Annotated in this window: 20 protein-coding genes and 2 pseudogenes; 9 read left to right on the plus strand and 13 right to left on the minus strand. The window is 73.4% G+C overall.

Annotated elements, in window-relative coordinates; all coding sequences use genetic code 11:
* Nucleotides 1-91: 91 nt before the first annotated feature.
* The 3 genes from ACIQZO_RS00005 to ACIQZO_RS00015 form a co-directional block, all read right to left on the minus strand.
* Nucleotides 92-1507, minus strand: a complete 1416-nt coding sequence (locus ACIQZO_RS00005; RefSeq protein WP_403617711.1) for a carboxyl transferase domain-containing protein — start codon at nt 1505-1507, stop codon at nt 92-94.
* 9 nt (nt 1508-1516) lie between these two features.
* Nucleotides 1517-2143, minus strand: coding sequence for a hypothetical protein (locus ACIQZO_RS00010; protein ID WP_403617713.1), 627 nt, complete (start codon nt 2141-2143; stop codon nt 1517-1519).
* Between the two features lie 83 nt (nt 2144-2226).
* Nucleotides 2227-2946: a hypothetical protein gene (locus tag ACIQZO_RS00015; RefSeq protein WP_403617715.1), complete on the minus strand. Its 720-nt coding sequence runs from the start codon at nt 2944-2946 to the stop codon at nt 2227-2229.
* 69 nt (nt 2947-3015) lie between these two features.
* On the opposite strand from ACIQZO_RS00015, the gene ACIQZO_RS00020 reads away from it, so the two are divergent.
* Nucleotides 3016-3453, plus strand: coding sequence for an Lrp/AsnC family transcriptional regulator (locus ACIQZO_RS00020; RefSeq protein WP_403617717.1), 438 nt, complete (start codon nt 3016-3018; stop codon nt 3451-3453).
* Nucleotides 3454-3468: 15 nt separating this feature from the next.
* Here ACIQZO_RS00020 and ACIQZO_RS00025 read toward each other — a convergent pair whose 3' ends face one another.
* Complete coding sequence (locus ACIQZO_RS00025) at nt 3469-5091, minus strand: GAF domain-containing protein (RefSeq protein ID WP_403617719.1); 1623 nt, start codon at nt 5089-5091, stop codon at nt 3469-3471.
* Nucleotides 5088-6125 (minus strand): rod shape-determining protein, encoded by a 1038-nt coding sequence (locus ACIQZO_RS00030; protein WP_403617721.1) that lies wholly within the window; start codon nt 6123-6125, stop codon nt 5088-5090. Before ACIQZO_RS00030 ends, ACIQZO_RS00025 begins: the two co-directional genes overlap by 4 nt.
* 212 nt (nt 6126-6337) lie before the next feature.
* On the opposite strand from ACIQZO_RS00030, the gene ACIQZO_RS00035 reads away from it, so the two are divergent.
* Nucleotides 6338-7060: an esterase/lipase family protein gene (locus tag ACIQZO_RS00035; RefSeq protein WP_403617723.1), complete on the plus strand. Its 723-nt coding sequence runs from the start codon at nt 6338-6340 to the stop codon at nt 7058-7060.
* On the opposite strand, the gene ACIQZO_RS00040 is transcribed toward ACIQZO_RS00035, so the two are convergent.
* The gene (locus ACIQZO_RS00040) at nt 7057-7632 is read right to left on the minus strand and encodes a hypothetical protein (RefSeq protein ID WP_403617725.1); all 576 of its coding nucleotides are present in this window, start codon (nt 7630-7632) and stop codon (nt 7057-7059) included. The genes ACIQZO_RS00035 and ACIQZO_RS00040 overlap by 4 nt on opposite strands.
* Nucleotides 7633-7710: 78 nt before the next feature.
* On the opposite strand from ACIQZO_RS00040, the gene ACIQZO_RS00045 reads away from it, so the two are divergent.
* The gene (locus ACIQZO_RS00045; RefSeq protein ID WP_403617727.1) at nt 7711-8442 is read left to right on the plus strand and encodes a hypothetical protein; all 732 of its coding nucleotides are present in this window, start codon (nt 7711-7713) and stop codon (nt 8440-8442) included.
* Between the two features lie 45 nt (nt 8443-8487).
* Here the strand turns inward: ACIQZO_RS00045 and ACIQZO_RS00050 are convergent, their stop codons facing one another.
* On the minus strand, nt 8488-8913 hold the full coding sequence (locus ACIQZO_RS00050) for a MarR family winged helix-turn-helix transcriptional regulator (protein WP_403617729.1): 426 nt from the start codon (nt 8911-8913) through the stop codon (nt 8488-8490).
* Between the two features lie 96 nt (nt 8914-9009).
* Between ACIQZO_RS00050 and ACIQZO_RS00055 the strand changes: the two genes are divergently transcribed.
* From ACIQZO_RS00055 to ACIQZO_RS00065, 3 genes are all read left to right on the plus strand, one after another.
* Entirely contained in the window at nt 9010-10032 is a 1023-nt protein-coding gene (locus tag ACIQZO_RS00055) for an NADP-dependent oxidoreductase (protein ID WP_403617731.1), read from the plus strand.
* Between the two features lie 64 nt (nt 10033-10096).
* Nucleotides 10097-10519 carry an organic hydroperoxide resistance protein gene (locus ACIQZO_RS00060; RefSeq protein WP_403617733.1) on the plus strand — a complete coding sequence of 141 codons (423 nt, stop codon included), beginning with the start codon at nt 10097-10099 and terminating at the stop codon, nt 10517-10519.
* A 65-nt stretch (nt 10520-10584) separates the two neighbouring features.
* A complete protein-coding gene (locus tag ACIQZO_RS00065) occupies nt 10585-11385 on the plus strand; it encodes an EI24 domain-containing protein (protein WP_403617735.1) in 801 nt (266 codons plus the stop codon).
* A 53-nt stretch (nt 11386-11438) separates the two neighbouring features.
* Here ACIQZO_RS00065 and ACIQZO_RS00070 read toward each other — a convergent pair.
* Nucleotides 11439-12234, minus strand: a pseudogene (locus ACIQZO_RS00070) (NAD(P)-binding domain-containing protein).
* 96 nt (nt 12235-12330) lie between these two features.
* On the opposite strand from ACIQZO_RS00070, the pseudogene ACIQZO_RS00075 reads away from it, so the two are divergent.
* Nucleotides 12331-12667 (plus strand): annotated as a pseudogene (locus ACIQZO_RS00075) (winged helix-turn-helix transcriptional regulator).
* Nucleotides 12668-12683: 16 nt separating this feature from the next.
* On the opposite strand, the gene ACIQZO_RS00080 reads toward ACIQZO_RS00075, so the two are convergent.
* Genes ACIQZO_RS00080 through ACIQZO_RS00090 form a run of 3 tightly spaced genes read right to left on the minus strand, consistent with a single transcriptional unit; the run spans nt 12684 to nt 14723 of the window.
* A complete protein-coding gene (locus tag ACIQZO_RS00080; protein ID WP_403617737.1) occupies nt 12684-13406 on the minus strand; it encodes a PaaI family thioesterase in 723 nt (240 codons plus the stop codon).
* Nucleotides 13407-13419: 13 nt separating this feature from the next.
* Entirely contained in the window at nt 13420-14139 is a 720-nt protein-coding gene (locus ACIQZO_RS00085) for a carbon-nitrogen hydrolase family protein (RefSeq protein ID WP_403617739.1), read from the minus strand.
* Complete coding sequence (locus ACIQZO_RS00090) at nt 14136-14723, minus strand: TetR/AcrR family transcriptional regulator (RefSeq protein ID WP_403617741.1); 588 nt, start codon at nt 14721-14723, stop codon at nt 14136-14138. Before ACIQZO_RS00090 ends, ACIQZO_RS00085 begins: the two co-directional genes overlap by 4 nt.
* A 151-nt stretch (nt 14724-14874) precedes the next feature.
* On the opposite strand from ACIQZO_RS00090, the gene ACIQZO_RS00095 reads away from it, so the two are divergent.
* Nucleotides 14875-17331 carry a beta-glucosidase gene (locus ACIQZO_RS00095; protein ID WP_403617743.1) on the plus strand — a complete coding sequence of 819 codons (2457 nt, stop codon included), beginning with the start codon at nt 14875-14877 and terminating at the stop codon, nt 17329-17331.
* An 85-nt stretch (nt 17332-17416) separates the two neighbouring features.
* Here ACIQZO_RS00095 and ACIQZO_RS00100 read toward each other — a convergent pair whose 3' ends face one another.
* The gene (locus ACIQZO_RS00100; RefSeq protein WP_403617745.1) at nt 17417-18316 is read right to left on the minus strand and encodes an SGNH/GDSL hydrolase family protein; all 900 of its coding nucleotides are present in this window, start codon (nt 18314-18316) and stop codon (nt 17417-17419) included.
* A 249-nt stretch (nt 18317-18565) separates the two neighbouring features.
* Here ACIQZO_RS00100 and ACIQZO_RS00105 point away from each other — a divergent pair, with 249 nt between their 5' ends.
* A complete protein-coding gene (locus ACIQZO_RS00105; protein ID WP_403617747.1) occupies nt 18566-19060 on the plus strand; it encodes a DUF3145 domain-containing protein in 495 nt (164 codons plus the stop codon).
* 86 nt (nt 19061-19146) lie between these two features.
* Here ACIQZO_RS00105 and ACIQZO_RS00110 read toward each other — a convergent pair whose 3' ends face one another.
* Nucleotides 19147-20424, minus strand: coding sequence for a beta-ketoacyl-[acyl-carrier-protein] synthase family protein (locus ACIQZO_RS00110; protein WP_403617749.1), 1278 nt, complete (start codon nt 20422-20424; stop codon nt 19147-19149).
* Nucleotides 20425-20443 lie beyond the last annotated feature (19 nt).

Below are 20443 nucleotides of genomic sequence, written 5' to 3' on the forward strand. Positions count from 1 at the left end.
TGCTGTCGCGAGGGTGTCCAAGTCGGTCTTCACACACAGACTCTGGACGCCCTCGTCCTATGTCCGCAGGTCATCCCTTGGACTCATTCATCTAGCCCGGCGACACGATGCCGCGGGCCACGCCCAGGGTGACCAGGTCCTGGGGGCGGATGCGTAGGTGGTCCGCCGTGGCGGGGGCGGCTACCGGGGGGCGTTTGAGGATGGCCGCCGCCAGTTCGGGGGCGATCACCGAGAAGTAGCTGTCCGGGGTCACCCAGGTGTGGCCCGGAGCGGCCAGGGCGAGGGCCCCGCCCGAGCCGCCCTCGCCGATCAGCAGGGTGGTGACGGGGACGGTGGCCTCGGCGAGCGCCGCGAAGGTGTCCGCGATGGCCGCGCCCGCGCCGGCGTGTTCGGCGGCGGCGTCGTTGGCCGCGCCCGGGGTGTCCACCAGGGTGAGTACGGGGATGCCGAGCCGGTCGGCGAGGCGGATCACGCGGGCCGCCGTACGGTAGCCCGCCGGGCGGGTGGCGGTGCCGCACTGGGCGGCGTAGGCGACGGCGCGGCCCTCGCGCAGCCCGAATCCGCACAGCATGCCGGGGTCCGTGCCGCCCGCCCGGTCCCCGGAGAGGGGCAGGCGGACCTCGAAGTACGCGTCCAGGTACGCGGCGGCGTGCGGCCGGTCGGGGTGACGGGCCTGCAGGACGGCCTCCCAGCCGGTCCGCGGCGGTGCTACGTCCGCCAGCGCGGCCGGCGGTTCGACCGGCGCGGCGGAGCGGGGCGCGGCCAGCACGCGGAGCCAGTCGGCGAGGGTCCCCGGCAGCTCGGCGGCGGCCACCACGGCGTCCACGTGCCCGGCGGCGTACTGGCCCTCGGCGCTGTAGGCCGCCGGGTCCGCGTCGGCCGGGCGCACCCGGGACCCGGCGAAGCCGACCTGGGCCCCGGGAAGGGCGAGGACGACATCGGCCCCGGCCCCGAGGGTGGCCCAGCCGCCGCCCGTGGTCGGATCCCGCAGGACGGCGAGCTGGGGGAGCCCCGCGGCCCGGGTCAGGACGCACTGGCGGGCCACGCGCTGGAGCTGGGTCAGCGCGAGCATGCCCTCCTGCATCCGCGAGCCGCCGGTGGCGATGAGCGAGACGAGGGGGATGCGGTGCTCGCGGGCGTGGGCGTACGCGGCTTCGAGCCGGTCCCCGGTGCGCTCGCCCAGCGAGCCGCCGAGGAAGCCGAACTCGAAGGAGATCAGGGCGGTTTCGCGGCCGCCGATCCGGGCGGTCCCGGTGACAACCGACTCCTGCTCGCCGGTGCGCGCGGTGGCGCGGGCGCGGGAGTCCGCGTAGCCGGCCCACTCCAGCGGGCCGTCGGGTCCGTCGATCCGGTTGGGTCCGGCGGGTCCGGCGATCCGGTTGGGTCCGGCGGGTCCGGCGGGTCCGGCGGTCGGGGACTCCCGCCGGGGAGCGGGGAGTTCGGTGAAACTGCCGGGGTCGGTCACGGAGTCGATGGCCGCGCGGGCCGAGAGCCGGGTCGTCGTCACGGGATCACCCTAGGCGCTGCCCGGCCGGTCGGTCAGGGGGAGGGACAGCGGGAGGGACAGGGGCAGCAGGGCCGCCGTGAAGAAGAGGGCGCCGAGCGGCAGCAGGTCGAGGCTGACGGCCGAGACGGCCGTGCCCAGCAGCACCATGACGGGACGCCACGGGCTGACCCGACGCTGGACGGCGAGGTGGACCAGAAGCCAGAGGAGGCCGACGTAGAAGAGCATGGGGCCGACGGTGTAGACGGCGGGCATCACCCCGGGGTGGCTCTGAACCTCGTCGAAGAGCCGTGCCATCTCCGGGCGGTCGGCGGCGCGCAGACCGACGACGAGGTCGATGACGGCCTGAGCGGCGACCGCCAGGGATCCGGCCAGGCCGAGCAGGGTGGCGGCGCCGGCGCTCAGGCGGGCCGGAGCGGGGGCGCCGGGTCCGGTCAGCCGGTGCAGGGCCGGGAGGATCACGGCGAATTGCAGCACCCCGGCCAGCAGGGCGATGTGGCCGGTGGTCCAGGCGGGGCCCGGGCCGTGACCGGGGTCGCTGAGCCGGATGAGGCCGTAGGCCAGCATGCACAGGGGAGCGGTGACGAAGGCGGCTCGGGTGAGGGCCGCCCGGCGGAGGCCCGGCTGGTGAGTGGTCATGTACTGATCATTTCTGCGGGGGTGCCGACCCGTATCCGGCATGACCCCGAGCTCACCCCGAGCCGCCCCCGACCCGTCCCGGGTCATTGCCCCAGGGTCGGCAGCGGGAAAGCGATCGTGAGGGCGTAGGTGGCGACGAGCCCGTAGCCGAGGCGGAAGGTCCAGATGCGGGCGCGGCCCGGGATGCGACTGCCGGCGACGGCGCCGAAGGCCACGAGCGCCTGCTGCCACAGGAGGGAGGCGGCGCCGACGCCGAGCAGGAACGCGGCTCCGGCCGGGCCGGTGCCCAGGGTGGCGCCCTGGGCGGTGGTGAGGGCGGCGAAGTAGAGGGCGGTGGTGGGGTTCAGGGCAGTGAGCCCGACGTACCGCACGAACGCCCTGCCCGGCCGCCCCGCGACGGGCGCCCGGCGCGCCGAAGTGTCCACGTCCGCCGAAGGATCCGCCGCGGCAGGCGGGCCCGCGGCGCCGGCCGCGGAGCCGGCCGCGGCGCCGGCCGCGGAGCCCGCGGCGGCACTGGTGGCCCCGGACAGGCCGTGGGCCGCGATGCCCAGCAGGATCACCGACGACGCCAGCCGCACCCAGGCCTCGACCGGGGAGATGTGCGAGGCCGCCCACGGTCCCACGGCGGTGGCGAGGGCCGCGTAGCCGAGGTCGACCGCCGCGATTCCCGCGGCGGCGGCCACGGCCGTGCGGCGCTCGCGCATCGCCTCCTGGAGCAGCAGCACGCTCATCGCCCCCATGGGCATCGCCACGCCCAGGCCCGCGGCCGCGCCCGCGAGCGCCGGTGTCATCAGTTCGGTCATGGGGCGAGGTTCGGCCCCGGCGCCCGGGGAATGAGCGCGCATACCGGCCCAGGCTGCGAGAATCGCGGTATGGACCGTCTCGACAGGGAAATCCTCGGCATCCTGCAGCAGGATGCGCGGATCTCGTACCGGGACCTGGGGGTCCGCGTCGGCCTCAGTGCCAACGCCACCGCCGACCGGGTGCGACGGATGCGCCGCGAGGGGGTCATCCGCGGGTTCACCACGATCGTGGACCCGGCCGCCGACACCGGCGGCGGACTCGTCGTCTTCATCGACGTCACCCTGCGCCAGGACACCACCAACGAGGAGTTCGAACGCCAGGTCGCCAAACTCCCCGGTATCACCGAGGTCGTGCACGTGACCGGCGAGCACGACTACCTGGTCCGCGCCCGGGCCGCCGACCCGGCCGCCCTCGACGGGCTGCTCCGCCGGCTGAAGCGGGAGGCGGGAGTGGCCCAGTCCAACACCCGGATCGCACTGCGCGCGGCCACCCGCCCGGGCCACTGAGCATCCGGCGACGGGCTACAGCGCCGACTCCCAGGTCACCGTCGTGCCGCGCGCGCCCGACTCCGTAAGGCCGTCGTCCGCCACCGTCAGCCGGACCCGGGAGGGGGCCGCGTCCACCTGCACGTCGATGAAGGTGATCTCGCCGCGCCGGTGCGCCGCGGCCAGGGCGCCCCGCAGCGCGCCGAGCAGGTCGCCCGCCACCGCGTCCGGCAGCAGGGCGTCCACCGCGCCCGCGAAGTGCACCGACGGCTGGAAGCCGAGCACGGCCGCGGCCCCGCCCGTCTCGCGCAGCACCCGCCCGCGGAAGGTCGTCGGGGCGTCGGTCGGCGGCTGCTGGAGGGCGAAGATGGCCGTCCGGACCTCCTGGATGGTGGAGTCCAGCTCGTCCACGGCCCGGCCGAGCTCGTCGCCCACGGTGTCCCCGGAGGGGGCGTTCGCGGCCCGCCGCCGGGTGCTCTCCAGCATCATCTCGGTGGCGAAGAGCCGTTGGACCACCAGGTCGTGCAGGTCGCGCGCGATACGGTCGCGGTCCTCGTACACCGCCAGCTGCTCCCGGTCGTGCTGGGCGTCCGCCAGTACGAGGGCCAGCGCGGCCTGCGAGGCGAACTGCGAGGCGAGCAGCCGGTCCACGGCGTCGTACGCGGGGCCGCCGCGCGCGCGGGGCAGGGCCAGGGTGCCGATCAGCTGGCCGCCGCTCTGCAGCGGAAGCATCATGCTCGGCCCGAACCGCTCCCGTACGTGCGTGGTCATCCGGGGGTCGGTCGCCGAGTCCTCGATGAAGACGGGCTCGCCGCCGAGGAGTTGCACCAGCACCGGTGAGCCGGGGGCGATCGCCGTCCCCACCAGGTCCCCGGGGTCCCCCTGCGTGGAGGCGGCCACGATCTCCATGCCGCCCTCGGGGGTCGGCTGGAGCACCACTCCGGCCGCGGCGTCCGCCAGCAGCCGGGCCCGTTCGGCCACACACATCAGCGCGTCCGCGGCCGGACGTCCGGCGAGCAGGGTCGTGGTCACGGCGGCGGCGCCGTCGATCCAGCGCTCGCGGCGGCGCGCGGTCTCGTAGAGCCGGGCGTTGCCGATCGCTATGCCCGCCTGCGAGGCCAGGACGCGCAGCAGGGCGAGGTCCTCGTCCGTGAAGGGGCCGCCGCCCCGCTTCTCGGTGAGGTAGAGGTTGCCGAACACCTCCGTGTGCACCCGGATCGGGACGCCCAGGAGGCTGCGCATGGGCGGGTGGCCCGGAGGGAAGCCGGCCGCCCGCGGGTCCCGCGTGACATCGTCCAGGAGCAGGGGGCGCGGGTCGTCGACGAGGGCTCCGAGCACACCGGAGCGCGCGTCCGGCAGGTGCGGGATCGCGGCCCGCTGCTCCTCGGTCAGGCCGGCCGTGAACAGCTGGGTCAGCAGGACGCGCTCGGGGTCGACGACCCCGAGCGCTCCGTACCGGGCCCCGCACAGCTCGGTCGCCGACTCCACGATGTGCTGGAGGGTGGAGTGCAGCTCCGGCTCGGACCCGACGTTGAGGACGGCTTCCAGCAGCACCGGCAGGCGCGCCGCCTCCTCGTCGGGCCTTGCGCCGGGCCACACGTCCGGCCTCACGTCGGGCCGGTCGGGCCTCGCGTCGGGCTCCTGCCCGGCGTTCGTCATTCGGACAGCGGGTTGAGAACCATGGGGGCGATCTTCCCTTCGAGCATCGCGCCGAGACCGAGTACGGCGCACACGTCCGGCCGTTCCGCGATGGCGACGGGCATTCCGGTGGCGTCCCGCAGCATCTGGTCCAGGCCCGGCAGCAGGGCGCTGCCTCCCACCATCATGATTCCCCGGTCCGTCAGGTCGGCGACCAGGTCCGGCGGGCAGTCCCGCAGCACCTTGCCGATGCCGTCGAGCACGGCGGTCAGCGGCGTGTGGATGGCGTCCCGTACGGCCGCGGTGTCCACGTGGACGGAGCGGGCCAGGCCGGTGGCCACGTCGCGGCCGTGGATGAGGGTGGAGGCCGGTCCCTCGGCGGTGAGGCCGTTGCCGTGGAGGGCCAGTTGCAGCGGCCGGACGGCCTGGCTGGGCAGCATCAGCTCGTGCGCGTGGCGCAGGTGCTGGACGACCGCGTGGTCGATGGCCTCGCCGCCGACCGGGATCCGCTGGGCGGTGACGATCGAGCCGAGGGAGAGGACGGCCACCTGGGTGGCCGCCGCCCCGCACACCATGATCATTGTCGCGGTCGGCTGCTCCACGGGGAGTCCGCAGCCGACGGCCGCCGCGATCAGGGTGTCGACCAGTTCGACGCGCCGGGCGCCGAGTCCGACGAGGGTCTCCACGGTGGCCCGCTGGGCGAGCGGGTCCGCGTCGTGCGGGGTGCAGGCGGCGGCCCGCAGGCGCGGCTTGCGGCGCAGGGCGCGCCGCAGCTTCTCGCCCAGGAGGTGACGCAGCATCCGCTGGGCCATCTCGATGTCGACGACGGTGCCGCCGGAGACGGGGCGCACGACCCGGATGTAGTCGGGTGTGCGGCCGGTCATCCGTTCGGCGAAGGAGCCGACGGCGATCAGGGCGCCGGTGCGCGTGTTGACCGCGGCGACGCTGGGTTCGTCGACCACGAGGCCGGCGCCCTTGACGTAGACGCGGGTCCTTGCCGCCCCCAGGTCGACGGCGACGTGGCAGCGGCGCAACTGCTCAAGACTGACGGTCACGGCAGATCCTCCCGAGAGCGCTGACGCAAGAGGACCGACGGAAATGTCGGCCACTTTTCATATCATCGCGGGCAATTCGCCCTCATGCCCCGTTGAGATGCTCCGGCCGGGGGGTGCGTCGCGGCTGCATGGGGGTGGATTTCTGTACCGACAGGCAGCACCATGCCCGCACCGCACGCGCTACTCGCGCGTAACAAGGTAAAGGGGAGCCGATGCTGACGGCCCGACAGAGACTGCTGGCCCTTCCGGCGCTGCCGGCCCTTCCGGCACTCCTGGCGCTCCTGACCCTTTGCCTCGCGCTGCCCGCGACCGTCCCCGCCCACGCCGCAGCCCGGGCCGCCGCCCGTAACCCCGTGGTCTTCGTGCACGGCTACAACGCCGACCCCGGCGTCTGGGGAGCCCTGCGCGAGGACCTGCGCGCCGCCGGGTACGGCGACGCGGAGCTCTTCTCCTTCGGCTACGACACCCACCTGTCCGTCAACGAGGTCCTCGCCGGGCGACTCGCCGCCTATGTCGACCAGGTCCGCCGGGAGACCGGCACCACCAGGGTCGACATCGTCGCGCACTCCTTCGGCTCGCTGGTGAGCCGCTGGTACGTGAAGTTCGGCGGCGGCGGGGCCGCCGTGGACCACTGGATCTCGCTGGCCGGCCCCAACCGCGGCACCTCCACCGCCTGGGCCTGCGCCCTGTGGGACCAGGCGTGCCGGGACATGACCCCCGGGTCGTACGTCGTGAAGAACCTGAACAGCGGGGACGAGACCCCGGGCGCGGTGAAGTACGCGACCTTCTGGTCCCCCTGCGACGAGATCGTCAACCCGGACGACAGCGTCCCGCTGGCCGGAGCCGCCAACACGCCGGTCGGCTGCCTGAAGCACAATGACCTGCTCGGCGACGACACGACCTCGGCGGGGGTCCGCGCCTTCCTCGCCTCCTAGGAACCGCCCGCCCCGGCTCCTTCGTCGAGGGAGTACCGCTGGAGCAGGCCGTAGGTGAACTCCGCCACGCAGGGCCGGCCGCGCGCGGCGAAGGCCAGACGCCAGCGGGTCGGCGCGGTGCCCTCCATCGGCCGGACCGGAGCGAAGGCCCGCGCCACCTCGTCCACCGTCGCCGACCAGGGCCGCAGATCGTCCGGCGACTCCAGTACGGGCCCCCGCGCGCCCGGCGCCCGGACCAGCCACTCGTTCCACACCGCCCCGTCCGGCGCGGCCAGCACCTCGAAGCGCAGGTCCGGCCAGAGCGGCAGCGGCCACAGCAGCGCCTCGCACTCCAGATCGCCGATCGTGCGGTGCTCGGCGGACTCCGGTGGGCCGAGCACCGAGCGGTACCGGGCCAGTGCCCCGCGGGAGCGTGACGAGCGGAGAATCGCCTGCCAGTGTTTGTTGGCCGCCCGCTGGTCCGCGAGCGAGGCGCCGAGCCGACGGCGGGCCTCGTCGGCCAGGTCCGGCTGGAAGTCGGCCATCCGCCGCAACAGCACCAACTGGAATGCGCTCGGCCCGAAAGATGTCATGCCGGAGACGATTCCACACAGGATCCTTACTTTCTCGGGATCCGGATGTTGCCGCAGACCACGTAGCCTGCGGGCGCCATGAACTACTGCCACGCATGCCGGAGGCACCTCAACGGCGCACTCGCGTGCGCCGGATGCGGAACCCCCGCCGAGTACCTGATACCCGCCCCGTCCGCTGCGGCGCCGGGCTCCGTGCCGAGGGCCGCGGCCCCGCCCCAGGGGCTGCCGACCGAGCTGTCCGAGGTGTTCGCGGACTCGCTCGTCGTGCTGTCCGCCCCGAACGAGCGGCGCGCCGGTGCGCGCCGCCGGGTCACGCACCGGCGCCGCCGCCGGAACGTGCTGACCCTCGCGGTCGGCCTGCTGATCGCGGTCGCGGGCTCGATGGCGGTGGCCCGCATGGCCGCCGACGGGGAGAGCACGGACCGGGCCGCGAACGTGGTCCTCACCGACGACGGGCCGCAGCAGCCCGCACCGCTGCCGGACGCGCCGACACCCGGGGCGCCCACGGGCTCCGGGAAGGCCACGGCGAAGGCCACCGCCGTCAGCGCCACGAGGACGGCCGGGGCCGCCGGGACCTCCGGGGGCGTCACGCAGCCGGGTCCGACCTCGTCGGCCCCCGCGCCCGCGACATCGGCCCCGGCCTCCCGCACCCCCGGCCCGGGTTCGTCCGTACAGGGAGGTGCCTCGGGGAAGCCGTCGCAGAGCGCCACCGCGAACACGCAGGCGCCGCCGCCCCCGACGTCCCCGTCGCCGAGCCCCTCGCCGACGAAGAAGCCGTGCGGCCTCTTCGACTTCAGCTGCTGGTTCTAGGCGGTCCGCCCCCGTGGGGCTCCCCCGCGGCGCCCCGAGGGGTGACTAGTCGCCCAGCATCCGCCTGAGCAGGTCCCGCAGGGCCGTGCGCTCCTGCGCGGACAGGCCCGCCAGCGGTTCGCGCGCGAAGTCCAGCGACTCGCGCAGCCGCTCCGCGGTCCGCGTGCCCTCCTCGGTGGGGGCGGCCAGCTTCACCCGCCGGTCGGCGGGGTCCGGCCGGCGTTCCACCAGCCCGCGGGTCTCCAGGCGGTCGACGATGCCGGTCACGTTCGAGGGCTCGCAGCGCAGCTTCAGCGCGATGCGCCGCATCGGCATGGGCTCCAGCGCGAGCATGGTCAGCACCTTGGCCTGGGCGCCGGTGAGCTGGTGGCTGGCGGCCGCGTGCTCGTACTCCATGTGATAGCGGGCCACGACGTCGCCGATGAGCTCGACGACTTCGATGGTCACGGGGTCTACGCGGCGACTGGGCATGGAACCAGCGTACCCATTTACTTGACAACATGAAATATCTAGGCGCATGGTTGTTTCATCTAGTGAAGCAATTTTCGTTCTGACCAGGAGCGCCACATGTCTCAGATCCCCGCCGTCAGCCGCGAGTGGCACCTCGTCCGTCGCCCGCAGGGCTGGCCCGTCGCCGAGGACTTCGCCCTGCGCGAGGTGCCCGTGTCCGCCGAGCCCGCCGCCGGCCGGATCCTCGTGCGCAACCTGCACATGTCCGTGGACCCGTACATGCGCGGCCGGATGAACGACGTGAAGTCGTACATCCCTCCCTTCCAGCTGGACGAGCCGATGCAGGGCGGCGCGGTCGGCGAGATCGTCGCCTCCGCCGCCGAGGGCTTCGCCGTCGGCGACCACGTCCTGCACCACCTGGGCTGGCGCGAGTACGCGGACCTCGACGCCGCGCACGTCGTCAAGGTCGACGGCTCGATCGCCCCGCTCTCCGCCTACCTCGGTGTCCTCGGCATGCCGGGCCTGACCGCCTACGCCGGACTCTTCGAGGTGGCCTCCTTCAAGGAGGGCGACTCCGTCTTCGTCTCCGGCGCCGCCGGCGCCGTCGGCAGCCTCGTCGGCCAGTTCGCGAAGATCAAGGGTGCTTCCCGGGTGATCGGCTCCGCCGGCTCGGACGACAAGGTGACGCTGCTCACGGAGAAGTACGGCTTCGACGCCGCCTTCAACTACAAGAACGGCCCCGTCGCCGAGCAGCTGCCCGCCGCGGCCCCCGAGGGCATCGACGTCTACTTCGACAACGTCGGCGGCGACCACCTCGAGGCCGCCATCTCCTCGATGAAGGTGAACGGCCGCGCCACCCTGTGCGGCGCGATCGCCGGCTACAACGACACCGAGGCCGCCCCCGGTCCGCGCAACCTGATGCAGGTCATCGGCAAGCGCCTGCGCCTGCAGGGCATCCTCGTCAACGACCACAACGGACTGCAGCAGCAGTTCGTCCAGGACGTCGCCGGATGGCTGCGTTCCGGTGAGCTGCGCTACGACGAGACGGTCGTCGAGGGCGTCGAGAACGCGACCTCCGCCTTCCTCGGCATGCTGCGCGGCGAGAACACCGGAAAGATGATCGTTTCTTTCACCGGTTAGGCTCACTGCACACCGTCGTGATCGTGGGCGCGACTCACGGCGATTACCAGGAGGATTCTTCTTTATGTCCATCCAGCAGTCCGACGTCGCCTACACCGCTGTCGCCACCGCCGAGAACGGCCGCGACGGCCGCGTCGCCACCCACGACGGCCAGCTCGACGTCGTCGTGAACCCGCCGAAGGAGCTCGGTGGCAGCGGCGCCGGTACCAACCCGGAGCAGCTGTTCGCCGCCGGCTACAGCGCCTGCTTCCAGGGCGCCCTGGGCGTCGTCGCGAAGAACGTGAACGCCGACATCTCCGGCTCCACGGTCACCGCCGAGGTCGGCATCGGCAAGAACGACGACGGCTTCGGCCTGATCGTCAAGATCTCCGCCACGATCCCGAACGTGGACGCCGCCACCGCCAAGGAGCTCATCGAGAAGGCCCACGAGGTCTGCCCGTACTCCAAGGCCACCCGCGGCAACATCACCGTCGAGCTCGCCGTCTGACCCGGCGCTCGCAGCGCGAAGGCCGCACCCCGACCGGGGTGCGGCCTTCGCCGTAAACTGACCCCATGCGTGATCTTGCGGGGGGCTTCCGGTATCTGCTGGCCGGACAGCGATGGGTGTTCCGGCACGGCCGGTGGCTGGGCTTCGGGCTGCTGCCCGGGCTCGTGGCGTTCGTCCTCTACGCCGGCGCCCTGATCGGGCTCGGCTACGGAGCGGACGACCTGACCGCCTGGGCCACCCCCTTCGCCGACGGCTGGTCCTCGCCCTGGCTCGCGGTCTTCCGCGGCTTCCTGACCACCCTGCTCTTCGGCCTCGGGCTCTTCCTCGCGGTGATCACCTTCACCGCCGTGACCCTGCTGATCGGCCAGCCGTTCTACGAGTCCCTCTCGGAGCAGGTCGACCGCAGCGAGGGCGGCGAGGTCCCCGAGTCCGGGCTCCCGCTCTGGCTGGAGCTGTGGGTCTCGGCCCGGGACAGCGTCAAGGTGCTCGGGCGGGTGCTGCTGTACGGGATCCTGCTCTTCGCCCTCGGATTCATCCCGGTCATCGGGCAGACCGTGGTCCCGGTGCTCGGGTTCTGCGTCTCCGGGTACTTCCTGACCCAGGAGCTCACCGCCGTGGCCCTCCAGCGGCGCAAGGTGGAACTGCCCGACCGGCTGGCGCTGATGCGCTCGCGGCGGTTGCTGGTGCTGGGCTTCGGAGTGCCTCTGGTGCTGGCGTTCGTGGTGCCGCTCGTCGCGGTGTTCCTGATGCCCGGCGCGGTGGCCGGGGCCACGCTGATGGCGCGCGACCTCATGCGGAGCGACGAGGCTCCGCCCGCCGAAACCACCCCCGCGGGTTTCGGACCGCCGCCGCCCGCGTACTCGTAACCGCTGGAGCCCACGTACTCGTAACCGCCGGAGCCCGCGCCCGGCCGGGCACCCTAGCGCTTCAGCAGCAGGATGGCCCCCGCCGTGTCCTCCCCGCCGTGCGCGGCCGGGTCCGCGGCCGGCCGGCGGCGCAGCAGGTCCACGTACGGGGTGATCAGCTCGGGGCTGACGCCCTGCTCCTCGGCGGTGCGCAGCATGGTGTCGGTGCCCGTGACCTGCATGGCCAGGTTGGAGACCACCCCCGAGGTGAAGTCACGCGAGGTCAGCCGTTCGGCGGCGTTGCCGACGAAGAAGCCCATCGCGCCGAGCCACTCGGACGGCAGCGGAGCCAGGTCCTTCGGGGCGATGTCCTCGTCCGCGATCAGCGCGTAGGCGTGCGAGATGCCGGCGAACATGCCCCACATCGCGCTGAGCAGCGCCACATCGTGCGCTGTGGAAGACGTACCCGCCGGCCTCGGGGACGCCGATCATCGTCGGTGTGGCCATGATCCCGCCGTCGAGGTACCGGGTGCCGCGCTCCTCGGCCCAGGCGGCCCGGGCGCGCGCCTCGGCCGGGGTGCCGGTGGTGAGGTTGACGAGGTCCTTGCCGGTCAGGTCGATGCCGTCCAGGGCGGCGCCGACGCCGGCGTCGTCCAGCAGGCAGACCACGACGAGCTCGTTCGCGGCGACGGCCGCGGCCGCGCCCGGGGCGACGACGGCCCCTTCGGCGGCCAGGGGTGCCGCCTTGGCGGGGGTGCGGTTCCAGACGGTCAGGCGGTGTCCGGCGGCGAGCCAGGTGCGGGCGAGGGCGGTGCCCATGTCGCCGAGGCCGAGGAGGGTGAGGGAGTTGTGCGGTGTGGTGTCGGTCATGGCGTTTAGCCTGGTGGCAGGTGGGAGCGGGCTCAAGTACGCACCTTGGAGTGGGTGGTTACCCCGAGGTGAGCGAGCAGGTGGGGAGGGTGTGCGATGGCGGTGGCACGAAGGCCGGGTGCGGATCACTGCGGGATCGCGGCGGCGATGTCCGTGATCGACGGGAAATGGAAGGTATCGCTCCTGTGGGAGCTGGACCAGTGCCCGCGCCGGTTCGGTGAACTGCGCAGGCTCGTCCCCGGAGTCTGGCGAGAAGGTGCTCTCCGCCCAGCTGCGCGAACTGGAGACCGACGGCATCGTGCACCGCGAGGTGTTCGACGAGGTCCCGCCGCGCGTCGAGTACTCCCTGACCCCGCTGGGCCAGGACCTGAACGCGGCCCTGGAACCCCTGGGGCGGTGGGGCAGCAAGCACCTGCTGTCCGACACCGCGTGAGCGGGAGCGGCCGCGGCTACGCGCGCGGCTCCACCCACAGCGCCTCGCCGACGGCGCACAGTTCGCCCTCGGCCGTGGCCAGGGCCGTGCCCACCGTGTACTTGCGGCCCGAGGCCGACAGCATCCAGGCGTAGGAGACGAGCCCTTCGCCCACCGGTACCGGCCGCAGCAGCCGGGCGCTCAGCGCGGCGGTGACCGCACCGGCCCCGCGGCCGTCGAGCAGCCGCCCGGCCGCGTTCCCGGGGCAGTCCAGCGCGCCCCACACCAGCTCGGGCGGCAGCAGCCCGTCCGCGGCGCCCAGTTCGGGCGCGGGGGTCCAGGCTGCGGCGACCAGCTCGCGGCCCGGCACCGTACCGCAGTGCAGGCGCAGCCCCGTGGCGGGCGTCCGGTCCAGGCCGCAGCCGAAGCAGTCGGCCTGACCGTCCGGCGGGTCCGCCCGGAAGGCTTCGGCGGCCGCCACGGCCCGGTCCCAGGAGGGGGCTTCGGGGGAGTCCGCACCGGGCGCCCCGGCCGGGCTCGCCACGGCCAGCAGCAGCTCACCGTCCGTCAGCTCGCAGCCGCCCTCGGCCGTCGCGGCGAGCCGGACCGGAGCCCCCGTCGGCACGGGCCGCCGGAAGTCCACCCGTACGCTCTTCGCCGCGGCGCGGGCGGCCAGTACGCCCGCCACGTAGCCGCCGAAGGCCACCCCCGGATATCCGTGGAGGCGTTCCGGCACCGTGATCGTCTCGAAGTCGCTCATGGCGCCCACCTCATCACACCGCGGCCGCCTCGATCGAGGCCGTCACCACCGAGGGCGTACGGTCGTCCGCCTCGGCCAGCAGGGCGCCGCCCGGGGCCCAAACGGCCGCGCGGCCGCAGCCGGTCCACGGGCCCGCCGGGCCGACGTGGTTGGCGAGGACCACGTACAGGCCGTGGTCCCGCGCGATCCCCGGGTACACGGTGGCGCGCTCGTGGATCCCGTCGCCCGTCCCGTACAGGGAGCTCGCCAGGTGGACCCGGCAGCCGTCGGCCGCGCCCCGGCCGGGCAGCTCGGGGAAGTGGTTGTCGTAGCAGACGCCCAGGCAGAAGCGGATCCCGCCGAGTTCGAAGCGCCCGTCGGCCTCGCCGGCCCGGAAGACCTCCTGCTCGTGCCGGTACAGGTGCTGCTTCGCGTACGTCGTCACGTGCGCGCCGTCCGCGTCGTGGACCAGCGTCGCGAGGGCGGGGCGCGGGCCGCCGGTGGGCAGGGCGACGTTCACCGCGGTGGCGATCCCGGCGGATCGCAGCGGATCCAGCCGGGGGTCGTCGGCGGCCGTCCACAGCCCGGGGTCGGCGGCCAGCGCGGCGAGCTCGTACCCGGTGAGCGCGAGCTCGGGGAAGACCACCAGCGCGGCCCCCCGCTCGCGGGCCTCGGCGGCGAGGTCCGCGGCCCGGGCGACATTGGCCCGGACATCGGCGGGGGTGCAGGTCAGCTGCGCTGCGGCGATCTTCACCGGGTGGGGGTGCCTCCCGGCCCCCGCAGCAGGGTCAGGAAGGAGCGGAAGGCGGCGGGCATGTCCACCGACTCGGGGGCCAGCAACCACTGGTACTGGAGGCCGTCCATGACCGCCGTCAGCAGGGGGGCCGCCTGCTCCGGGGTGAGGCCCGAGGGGAGGCGGTCGCCGAACTCGGCACGCAGCACCGCCGCCATCTCCGAGCGGACCTGGGCGTAGCGCTCGGTGAAGAACTCCCGGGCCGGGTGCCCGTCGGTGACGCTCTCGCCCAGCAGCGCCGAGAAGGTCTGCACGATGCCCGGACGCATCGCGTTGTACTCGACCAGCGAGGCGAGCAGGTCCAGGCGCCAGGTGTCGGCCGCGGAACGCGAGCCGCCGCCCGTGTCCCAGCGGTCGCGTTCCTCCAGCACCGCGACCAGCAGGGCCTCCTTGGTCGGGAAGTAGTGCAGCAGCCCCTGCTGGGTCAGGCCCACGCGTTCGGCGACGCCGGCCAGGGACGCGCCCCGGTAGCCGCGCTCCGCGATCACCTCGACGGCGGCGCGGACGATCTCCCCGCGGCGCTCCTCGCTCCTCGCCCTGACCATCTCCCCGGCACCCCTTCCCGTTCAGGCCCTGCTCACAGGACCGTACGGCATTTGAATATCACGAACAGATGACGAACCCTACCGCTCACCAGGTATCAGGTCCACGATGGGGGACACCGCACCGCACCGCACTCAATGAGGAGGCACGGCCGTGACCGATGCCGATCAGGTCCGCGAACAGAGCCGCAACGACGCCGTCGAGACGGCGCTGGGCAAACTGGACCTCGACACCAAGACCCGGCTGCTGGCCGGCGAGGACATGTGGTCCCTGCCCGCCGTCCCCGCGATCGGGCTGGAACCCCTGGTCTTCTCCGACGGGCCCATCGGGGTCCGCGGCGTGCGCTGGACCGCCGACGACCCTTCCATCGCGCTGCCGTCCCCGACCGCGCTCGCCGCCGCATGGGACCCGGAGCTCGCCCGCCGCGCCGGCCGGCTCCTCGCCCAGGAGGCACGCCGCAAGGGCGTCCACGTCCTCCTCGCGCCCACTGTCAACCTGCACCGCTCCCCGCTCGGCGGCCGGCACTTCGAGTGCTACTCCGAGGACCCCCACCTCACCGGCGCCATCGGCTCCGGCTATGTGAACGGCGTCCAGGACGGCGGGGTCGGCACCACCGTCAAGCACTACGTGGGCAACGACGCCGAGACCGACCGGTTCACGGTCGACAGCGTCATCGCCCCGCGCCCGCTGCGCGAGCTGTACCTCGCACCCTTCGAGGCCATCGTTGCCAACGCCCACCCCTGGGGCATCATGACCGCCTACAACCGGGTCAACGGCACGACCATGACCGAGCACCAGTACCTGGTGAACCAGGTCCTGCGCGCCGAGTGGGGCTTCGACGGCTGCAACGTCTCCGACTGGATGGCCGCCCGCTCCACCACCGGCGACATCCTGGGCGGCATGGACGTGGCCATGCCCGGCCCCACCACCGTCTACGGCCCCGCCCTCGCCGAGGCCGTCCGCGCCGGCGAGGTCCCCGAGTCCGCCGTGGACGAGGCCGTGCGCAACGTCCTGCGCCTCGCCGCCCGCGTCGGAATCCTGGAGGGCGCCCCCGCCGCCGTGGAGAGCGTCCCGGCCCCGATCGACGGCCAGGCGCTGGCCCGCGAGCTCGCCGCCCGCGGCTTCGTCCTGGTCAGGAACGAGGGGGCGGCGCTGCCGATGGACGCCGCCGCCGGTGGCACCGTCGCCCTCTCGGGCGCCGCCGCCCGCGACGCCCGCGTCCTCGGCGGGGGCAGCGCCACCGTCTTCCCCGAGCGGATCGTCTCCCCGCTCGACGGACTCACCGCGGCCCTCCCCGAGGGCGCCCTCACCTACAGCGTCGGCGCCGACCCCTCCGACGAACTGACCCCCGCCGGTCAGGGCTTCGAGCTGCACGCCGTCTGCCGCGACGCCTCCGGCGCCGTCCTCGGCGAGGGCGGCCTGCCGTCCGGCCAGGTCCAGTGGATCGGCGACGACCTGCCCGCGGGGGTCACGTACGAGACCATGGCGAGCATCGAGGTGCGCGGTACGTTCGTGCCGCGCGAGAGCGGCGAGCACGCCTTCGGCACCCGCGGACTCGGCGCCTTCGACCTCGCCGTCGGCGGAGAGACCCTGTGGAGCGGCGTCCAGGAGATGGGCAACGAGGCCGACCCCTTCGAGGCCTTCTTCGGCGCCCCCAGCGAGCGGGCCCGCGTCACCCTCACCGAGGGCGAGTCCGTCGAGGTCTCACTGACCTTCCAGGTCCCCGACATGACCGCGCTGCCGCTCAGGGCGATCATGTTCTCGCTGCTCCACCTCGGCCCGCGGCGCGACGCCGACGAGCTGATCGCCGAGGCCGTGGCCGCCGCCCGCGGGGCCGGCACGGCCGTCGTGGTCGTCGCCACCACCGAGCGCGTGGAGTCCGAGGGCTTCGACCGCCAGGACCTCGCCCTCCCGGGCCGCCAGGACGACCTGGTGCGCGCCGTCGCCGCCGTCAACCCGAACACCGTGGTCGTCGTCAACGCGGGCTCCCCGGTGGAGCTCCCGTGGCGCGAGGACGTCGCCGCCGTCCTTCTGACCTGGTTCCCCGGGCAGGAGGGCGGGGCCGCGCTGGCCGACGTACTCCTCGGCGACGCGGAGCCGGGCGGGCGGCTGCCCACCACCTGGCCCGCCCGGTTCGCGGACGCGCCCGTCACCGAGGTGACCCCCACCGACGGCCGACTGGAGTACCGCGAGGGGCTCTTCATCGGCTACCGGGCCTACGAGAAGCACGCCGTGACCCCCGCCTACCCCTTCGGGCACGGACTCGGCTACACCGACTGGACGTACGAGTCGCTGGAGGCCACGGCCGACACGGTCCGGGTCCGCCTCACCAACACCGGCACCCGGCCCGGCCGCGAGGTCGTCCAGGTCTACCTGGCGCCCGCGCAGGACGGCGGCGCGGAGCGCCCGGCGAGCTGGCTGGCCGCCTTCGCGGGCGTGGGGGCCGGCCCCGGCGAGAGCGTCGAGGCCGAGATCCCCCTGCCCGCCCGGGCCTTCGAGATCTGGGACGAGGAGGCCCGCGGCTGGCGGCGGATCGGCGGCGCGTACGAGGTCCGCGCGAGCCACTCGCACGGTGACATCCGGCTGACCGCGACGCTCGACATCGCGTGACACACCGTATGGCCGGAAAACACCCCTGAAACCGGTCCGGGGGCGGGCCCTGACACCCGCCTCCGGACCCTTTCCGTACCGAGCGTCAACGCGGCGGTTCGGCCGCCGTCACCTGGCGGTGCGCCAGTTCCGCGAGCCGCGCCTGACCGTCCTTGCCCGGATGGAACCAGTCCCAGCGACTCAACTGGTCCGCCGCGAAGGGGTACTGGAACACCGCGCCGCCGTCGTAGCGGCACAGCGGATCCTTCCCGCAGACCTCGCGCAGCACCTCGTTGTACTCCACCACGCGCGCCCGCACCTGCTCGCGCCGGGCCGTCGCGCCCGTGGCCGCCGACAGCGGATCGGCGAGCATGGACTGGCAGATGCCCAGCTTCCAGATCTGCCGCACCATCGGGAGGTCCTTGCCCTGCTCCCACAGCCGCTGGAGGTCCGGCACGCTGGAGACGTACACCTGGGATGCGGGGGAGGCGGCCCGCAGATCCACGAGCGCCTTCTCGAACCCGGCCCGGAATTCCGCCACCGGGGTCATCGACGAAGCCGTGGGCCGGCAGGCGTCGTTCGAGCCCACCATCACGGTGACCAGGTCGGGCTTGTGTACGGAGGCCCCCGCCAGCTGGGCCGGCAGGTCGGCCATCCGCGAGCCGGTCACCGCGTAGTTCCAGCTCCGGGCGGGCGCCTCGGCGTCCCCGAGCAGCCGGGCGGCGAGGGAGCGGACCGCCGGGTCGTTCCCGGTGGCCCAGGAGACTTCCGGGCAGTCGGCCAGCACCGAACAGGCGTCGAACCCGCGTGTGATGGAGTCGCCCACGGCCGCGATCGAGGTGGGAGCCGTGTTCCAGCGCGGTGCGCTCTGCGCCCCGCGCTCGCCGCCCGCCCCGCCCGCCCCGCCCGAGCTGCACCCGGTGGCCGCCCCGGCCAGCAGTACGACCGCCGCGCCCGCGCCCGCGAGGGACCGGCGCGCGCGGCGGCGCGGAGCGGTGGTGCGCATGGGAAGGGGTCCTCCTTGTCGCCCCCGCGAGGTTCGGGGGGTCCTGCTGAGTGAAAGCTCTGCGTTTACGGGTCTTGGAGCGACCGTACGTCACACCATGACCCCTGGCGCACGGTAGCTTTTTCCCGTGGCGTTTCGGCCGCAGGTCCCGTGGCGCAATATCAAATGCTTTCCGTTACATTACATTACGTCACATACTGTCCGTTTTCTGGAGTTTATTCCCGACCTCGTCCCACACTGGAGGTCCCGGTGACGACACGTGGAGTTCTGTACGTGCATTCCGCACCGCGCGCGCTCTGCCCGCACGTGGAATGGGCTGTTGCGGGGGTGCTCGGGGTGCGGGTGAACCTCGACTGGATCAGACAGCCCGCCAGCCCCGGCACCTGGAGAGCGGAGTTCTCCTGGCAGGCCGAAGCGGGCACCGCCTCGAAACTCGCCTCCGCGCTGCGAGGCTGGCACCTGCTGCGTTTCGAGGTGACCGCCGAACCCTGCGCGAACGCCGAGGGCGAGCGCTACAGCTCCACCCCGGAGCTCGGCATCTTCCACGCCGTCACCGGAATGCACGGCGACATCCTGATCCCGGAGGACCGGCTGCGCGCCGCCCTCGCCCGTTCCGCGCAGGGCGAGACCGACCTGGAGGCGGAGATCGCCAAACTGCTCGGCAAGCCGTGGGACGACGAACTGGAGCCCTTCCGCTACGCGGGCGAGGGCGCCCCGGTCCGCTGGCTCCACCAGGTGGTCTGAGCCTGCTGCCGATCGCCCGGCGGACATGGGCGAAGGGCCCACCGGGTGCATCCGGGTGGGCCCTTCACCTATCTGCTGCGGGGTGGTCAGACCGTGCGGAAAGCCAGGGTCACGTTGTGGCCGCCGAAGCCGAAGGAATTGTTGATCGCGGAGATCGGGCCGTCGGCCGGCAGCTTGCGCGGCTCGCCCACGATGATGTCCGCGTCGATGTCGTCATCGAGCTCGTCGACGTTGATCGTCGGCGGGGCCAGCCGGTTGTACAGCGCCAGCACGGTCGCGACGGTCTCGATACCGCCCGCGCCGCCCAGCAGGTGACCGGTCATCGACTTCGTCGCGGAGATCGCGATGTGGTCGAGGTGGTCGCCCAGAACCTTGCGCAGGGCCTTCAGCTCGGCCGTGTCACCCTGCGGGGTCGACGTGGCGTGCGCGTTCAGGTGGACCAGCTCGGCCGGGTCGAGACCCGTGTTGTCGAGCAGGTTCTGCACCGCGGCCGCAACGCCGCGGCCGGTCGGCTCCGGCTGCGCGATGTGGTGGCTGTCCGCGGACAGACCCTGGCCCAGCACCTCGCAGTAGACCCGGGCGCCACGCGCGGCGGCGTGCTCGGCGGACTCCAGGATCACGACGCCCGCGCCCTCGCCCAGTACGAAGCCGTCACGGGCCTTGTCGTACGGGCGGGAGGCCTGCTCGGGGTTCTCGTTGTTCTTGGACATCGCCATCATGTTGGCGAACGCGGCGATCGGCAGCGGGTGGATCGCCGCCTCCGTGCCGCCGGCGACGACCACGTCGGCACGGCCGGTACGGATCATCTCGACGGCGTAGCCGATGGCCTCGGCGCCGGACGCGCAGGCGCTGACCGGAGTGTGCACGCCCGCCTGGGCGTTGACCTCCAGGCCGACGTTGGCGGACGGACCGTTCGGCATGAGCATGGGGACGGTGTGCGGGGAGACCCGGCGCACGCCCTTGTCCTTCAGTACGTCGTACTGGTCGAGCAGGGTGGTGACACCGCCGATGCCGGAGGCGATCACGGTGCCCAGACGCTCGGGCGCGACGAACGCGCCCTCTTCCGCCTCTTCGCCGGCCGGGGTGGTGTAGCCGGCGTCGGCCCACGCCTCGCGGGCCGCGATGATGGCGAACTGCGCCGAGCGGTCCAGCTTGCGGGCCAGCGGCCGGGGCAGGACTTCACTCGGGTCGACGGCGGCCCGAGCGGCGATGCGTACCGGGAGTTCGGCGAAGCGCTCGCCCTCCAGGGGCTTGACGCCGGAACGGCCGGCAAGCAGACCTTCCCAGGTCGAAGCGCTGTCGCCACCCAGCGGAGTGGTTGCGCCGATACCGGTGACGACCACGGTGCGATTGGTCGGGCTCACAGGAATTCTTTCTCCACGT

Source organism: Streptomyces sp. NPDC097617, assembly GCF_044761485.1.
In the GTDB taxonomy this organism is placed as follows: Bacteria; Actinomycetota; Actinomycetes; order Streptomycetales; family Streptomycetaceae; genus Streptomyces.

Coding starts and splice junctions, on each gene's coding strand:
- ACIQZO_RS00080 (WP_403617737.1), bottom strand. CDS start 13,406: ATGAGCGACTTCGAGACGATCACGGTGCCGGAACGCCTCCACGGATAT.
- ACIQZO_RS00060 (WP_403617733.1), top strand. CDS start 10,097: ATGTCCATCCAGCAGTCCGACGTCGCCTACACCGCTGTCGCCACCGCC.
- ACIQZO_RS00045 (WP_403617727.1), top strand. CDS start 7,711: ATGAACTACTGCCACGCATGCCGGAGGCACCTCAACGGCGCACTCGCG.
- ACIQZO_RS00015 (WP_403617715.1), bottom strand. CDS start 2,946: ATGACCGAACTGATGACACCGGCGCTCGCGGGCGCGGCCGCGGGCCTG.
- ACIQZO_RS00025 (WP_403617719.1), bottom strand. CDS start 5,091: ATGACGAACGCCGGGCAGGAGCCCGACGCGAGGCCCGACCGGCCCGAC.
- ACIQZO_RS00020 (WP_403617717.1), top strand. CDS start 3,016: ATGGACCGTCTCGACAGGGAAATCCTCGGCATCCTGCAGCAGGATGCG.
- ACIQZO_RS00035 (WP_403617723.1), top strand. CDS start 6,338: ATGCTGACGGCCCGACAGAGACTGCTGGCCCTTCCGGCGCTGCCGGCC.
- ACIQZO_RS00090 (WP_403617741.1), bottom strand. CDS start 14,723: ATGGTCAGGGCGAGGAGCGAGGAGCGCCGCGGGGAGATCGTCCGCGCC.
- ACIQZO_RS00050 (WP_403617729.1), bottom strand. CDS start 8,913: ATGCCCAGTCGCCGCGTAGACCCCGTGACCATCGAAGTCGTCGAGCTC.
- ACIQZO_RS00010 (WP_403617713.1), bottom strand. CDS start 2,143: ATGACCACTCACCAGCCGGGCCTCCGCCGGGCGGCCCTCACCCGAGCC.
- ACIQZO_RS00040 (WP_403617725.1), bottom strand. CDS start 7,632: ATGACATCTTTCGGGCCGAGCGCATTCCAGTTGGTGCTGTTGCGGCGG.
- ACIQZO_RS00100 (WP_403617745.1), bottom strand. CDS start 18,316: ATGCGCACCACCGCTCCGCGCCGCCGCGCGCGCCGGTCCCTCGCGGGC.
- ACIQZO_RS00055 (WP_403617731.1), top strand. CDS start 9,010: ATGTCTCAGATCCCCGCCGTCAGCCGCGAGTGGCACCTCGTCCGTCGC.
- ACIQZO_RS00065 (WP_403617735.1), top strand. CDS start 10,585: ATGCGTGATCTTGCGGGGGGCTTCCGGTATCTGCTGGCCGGACAGCGA.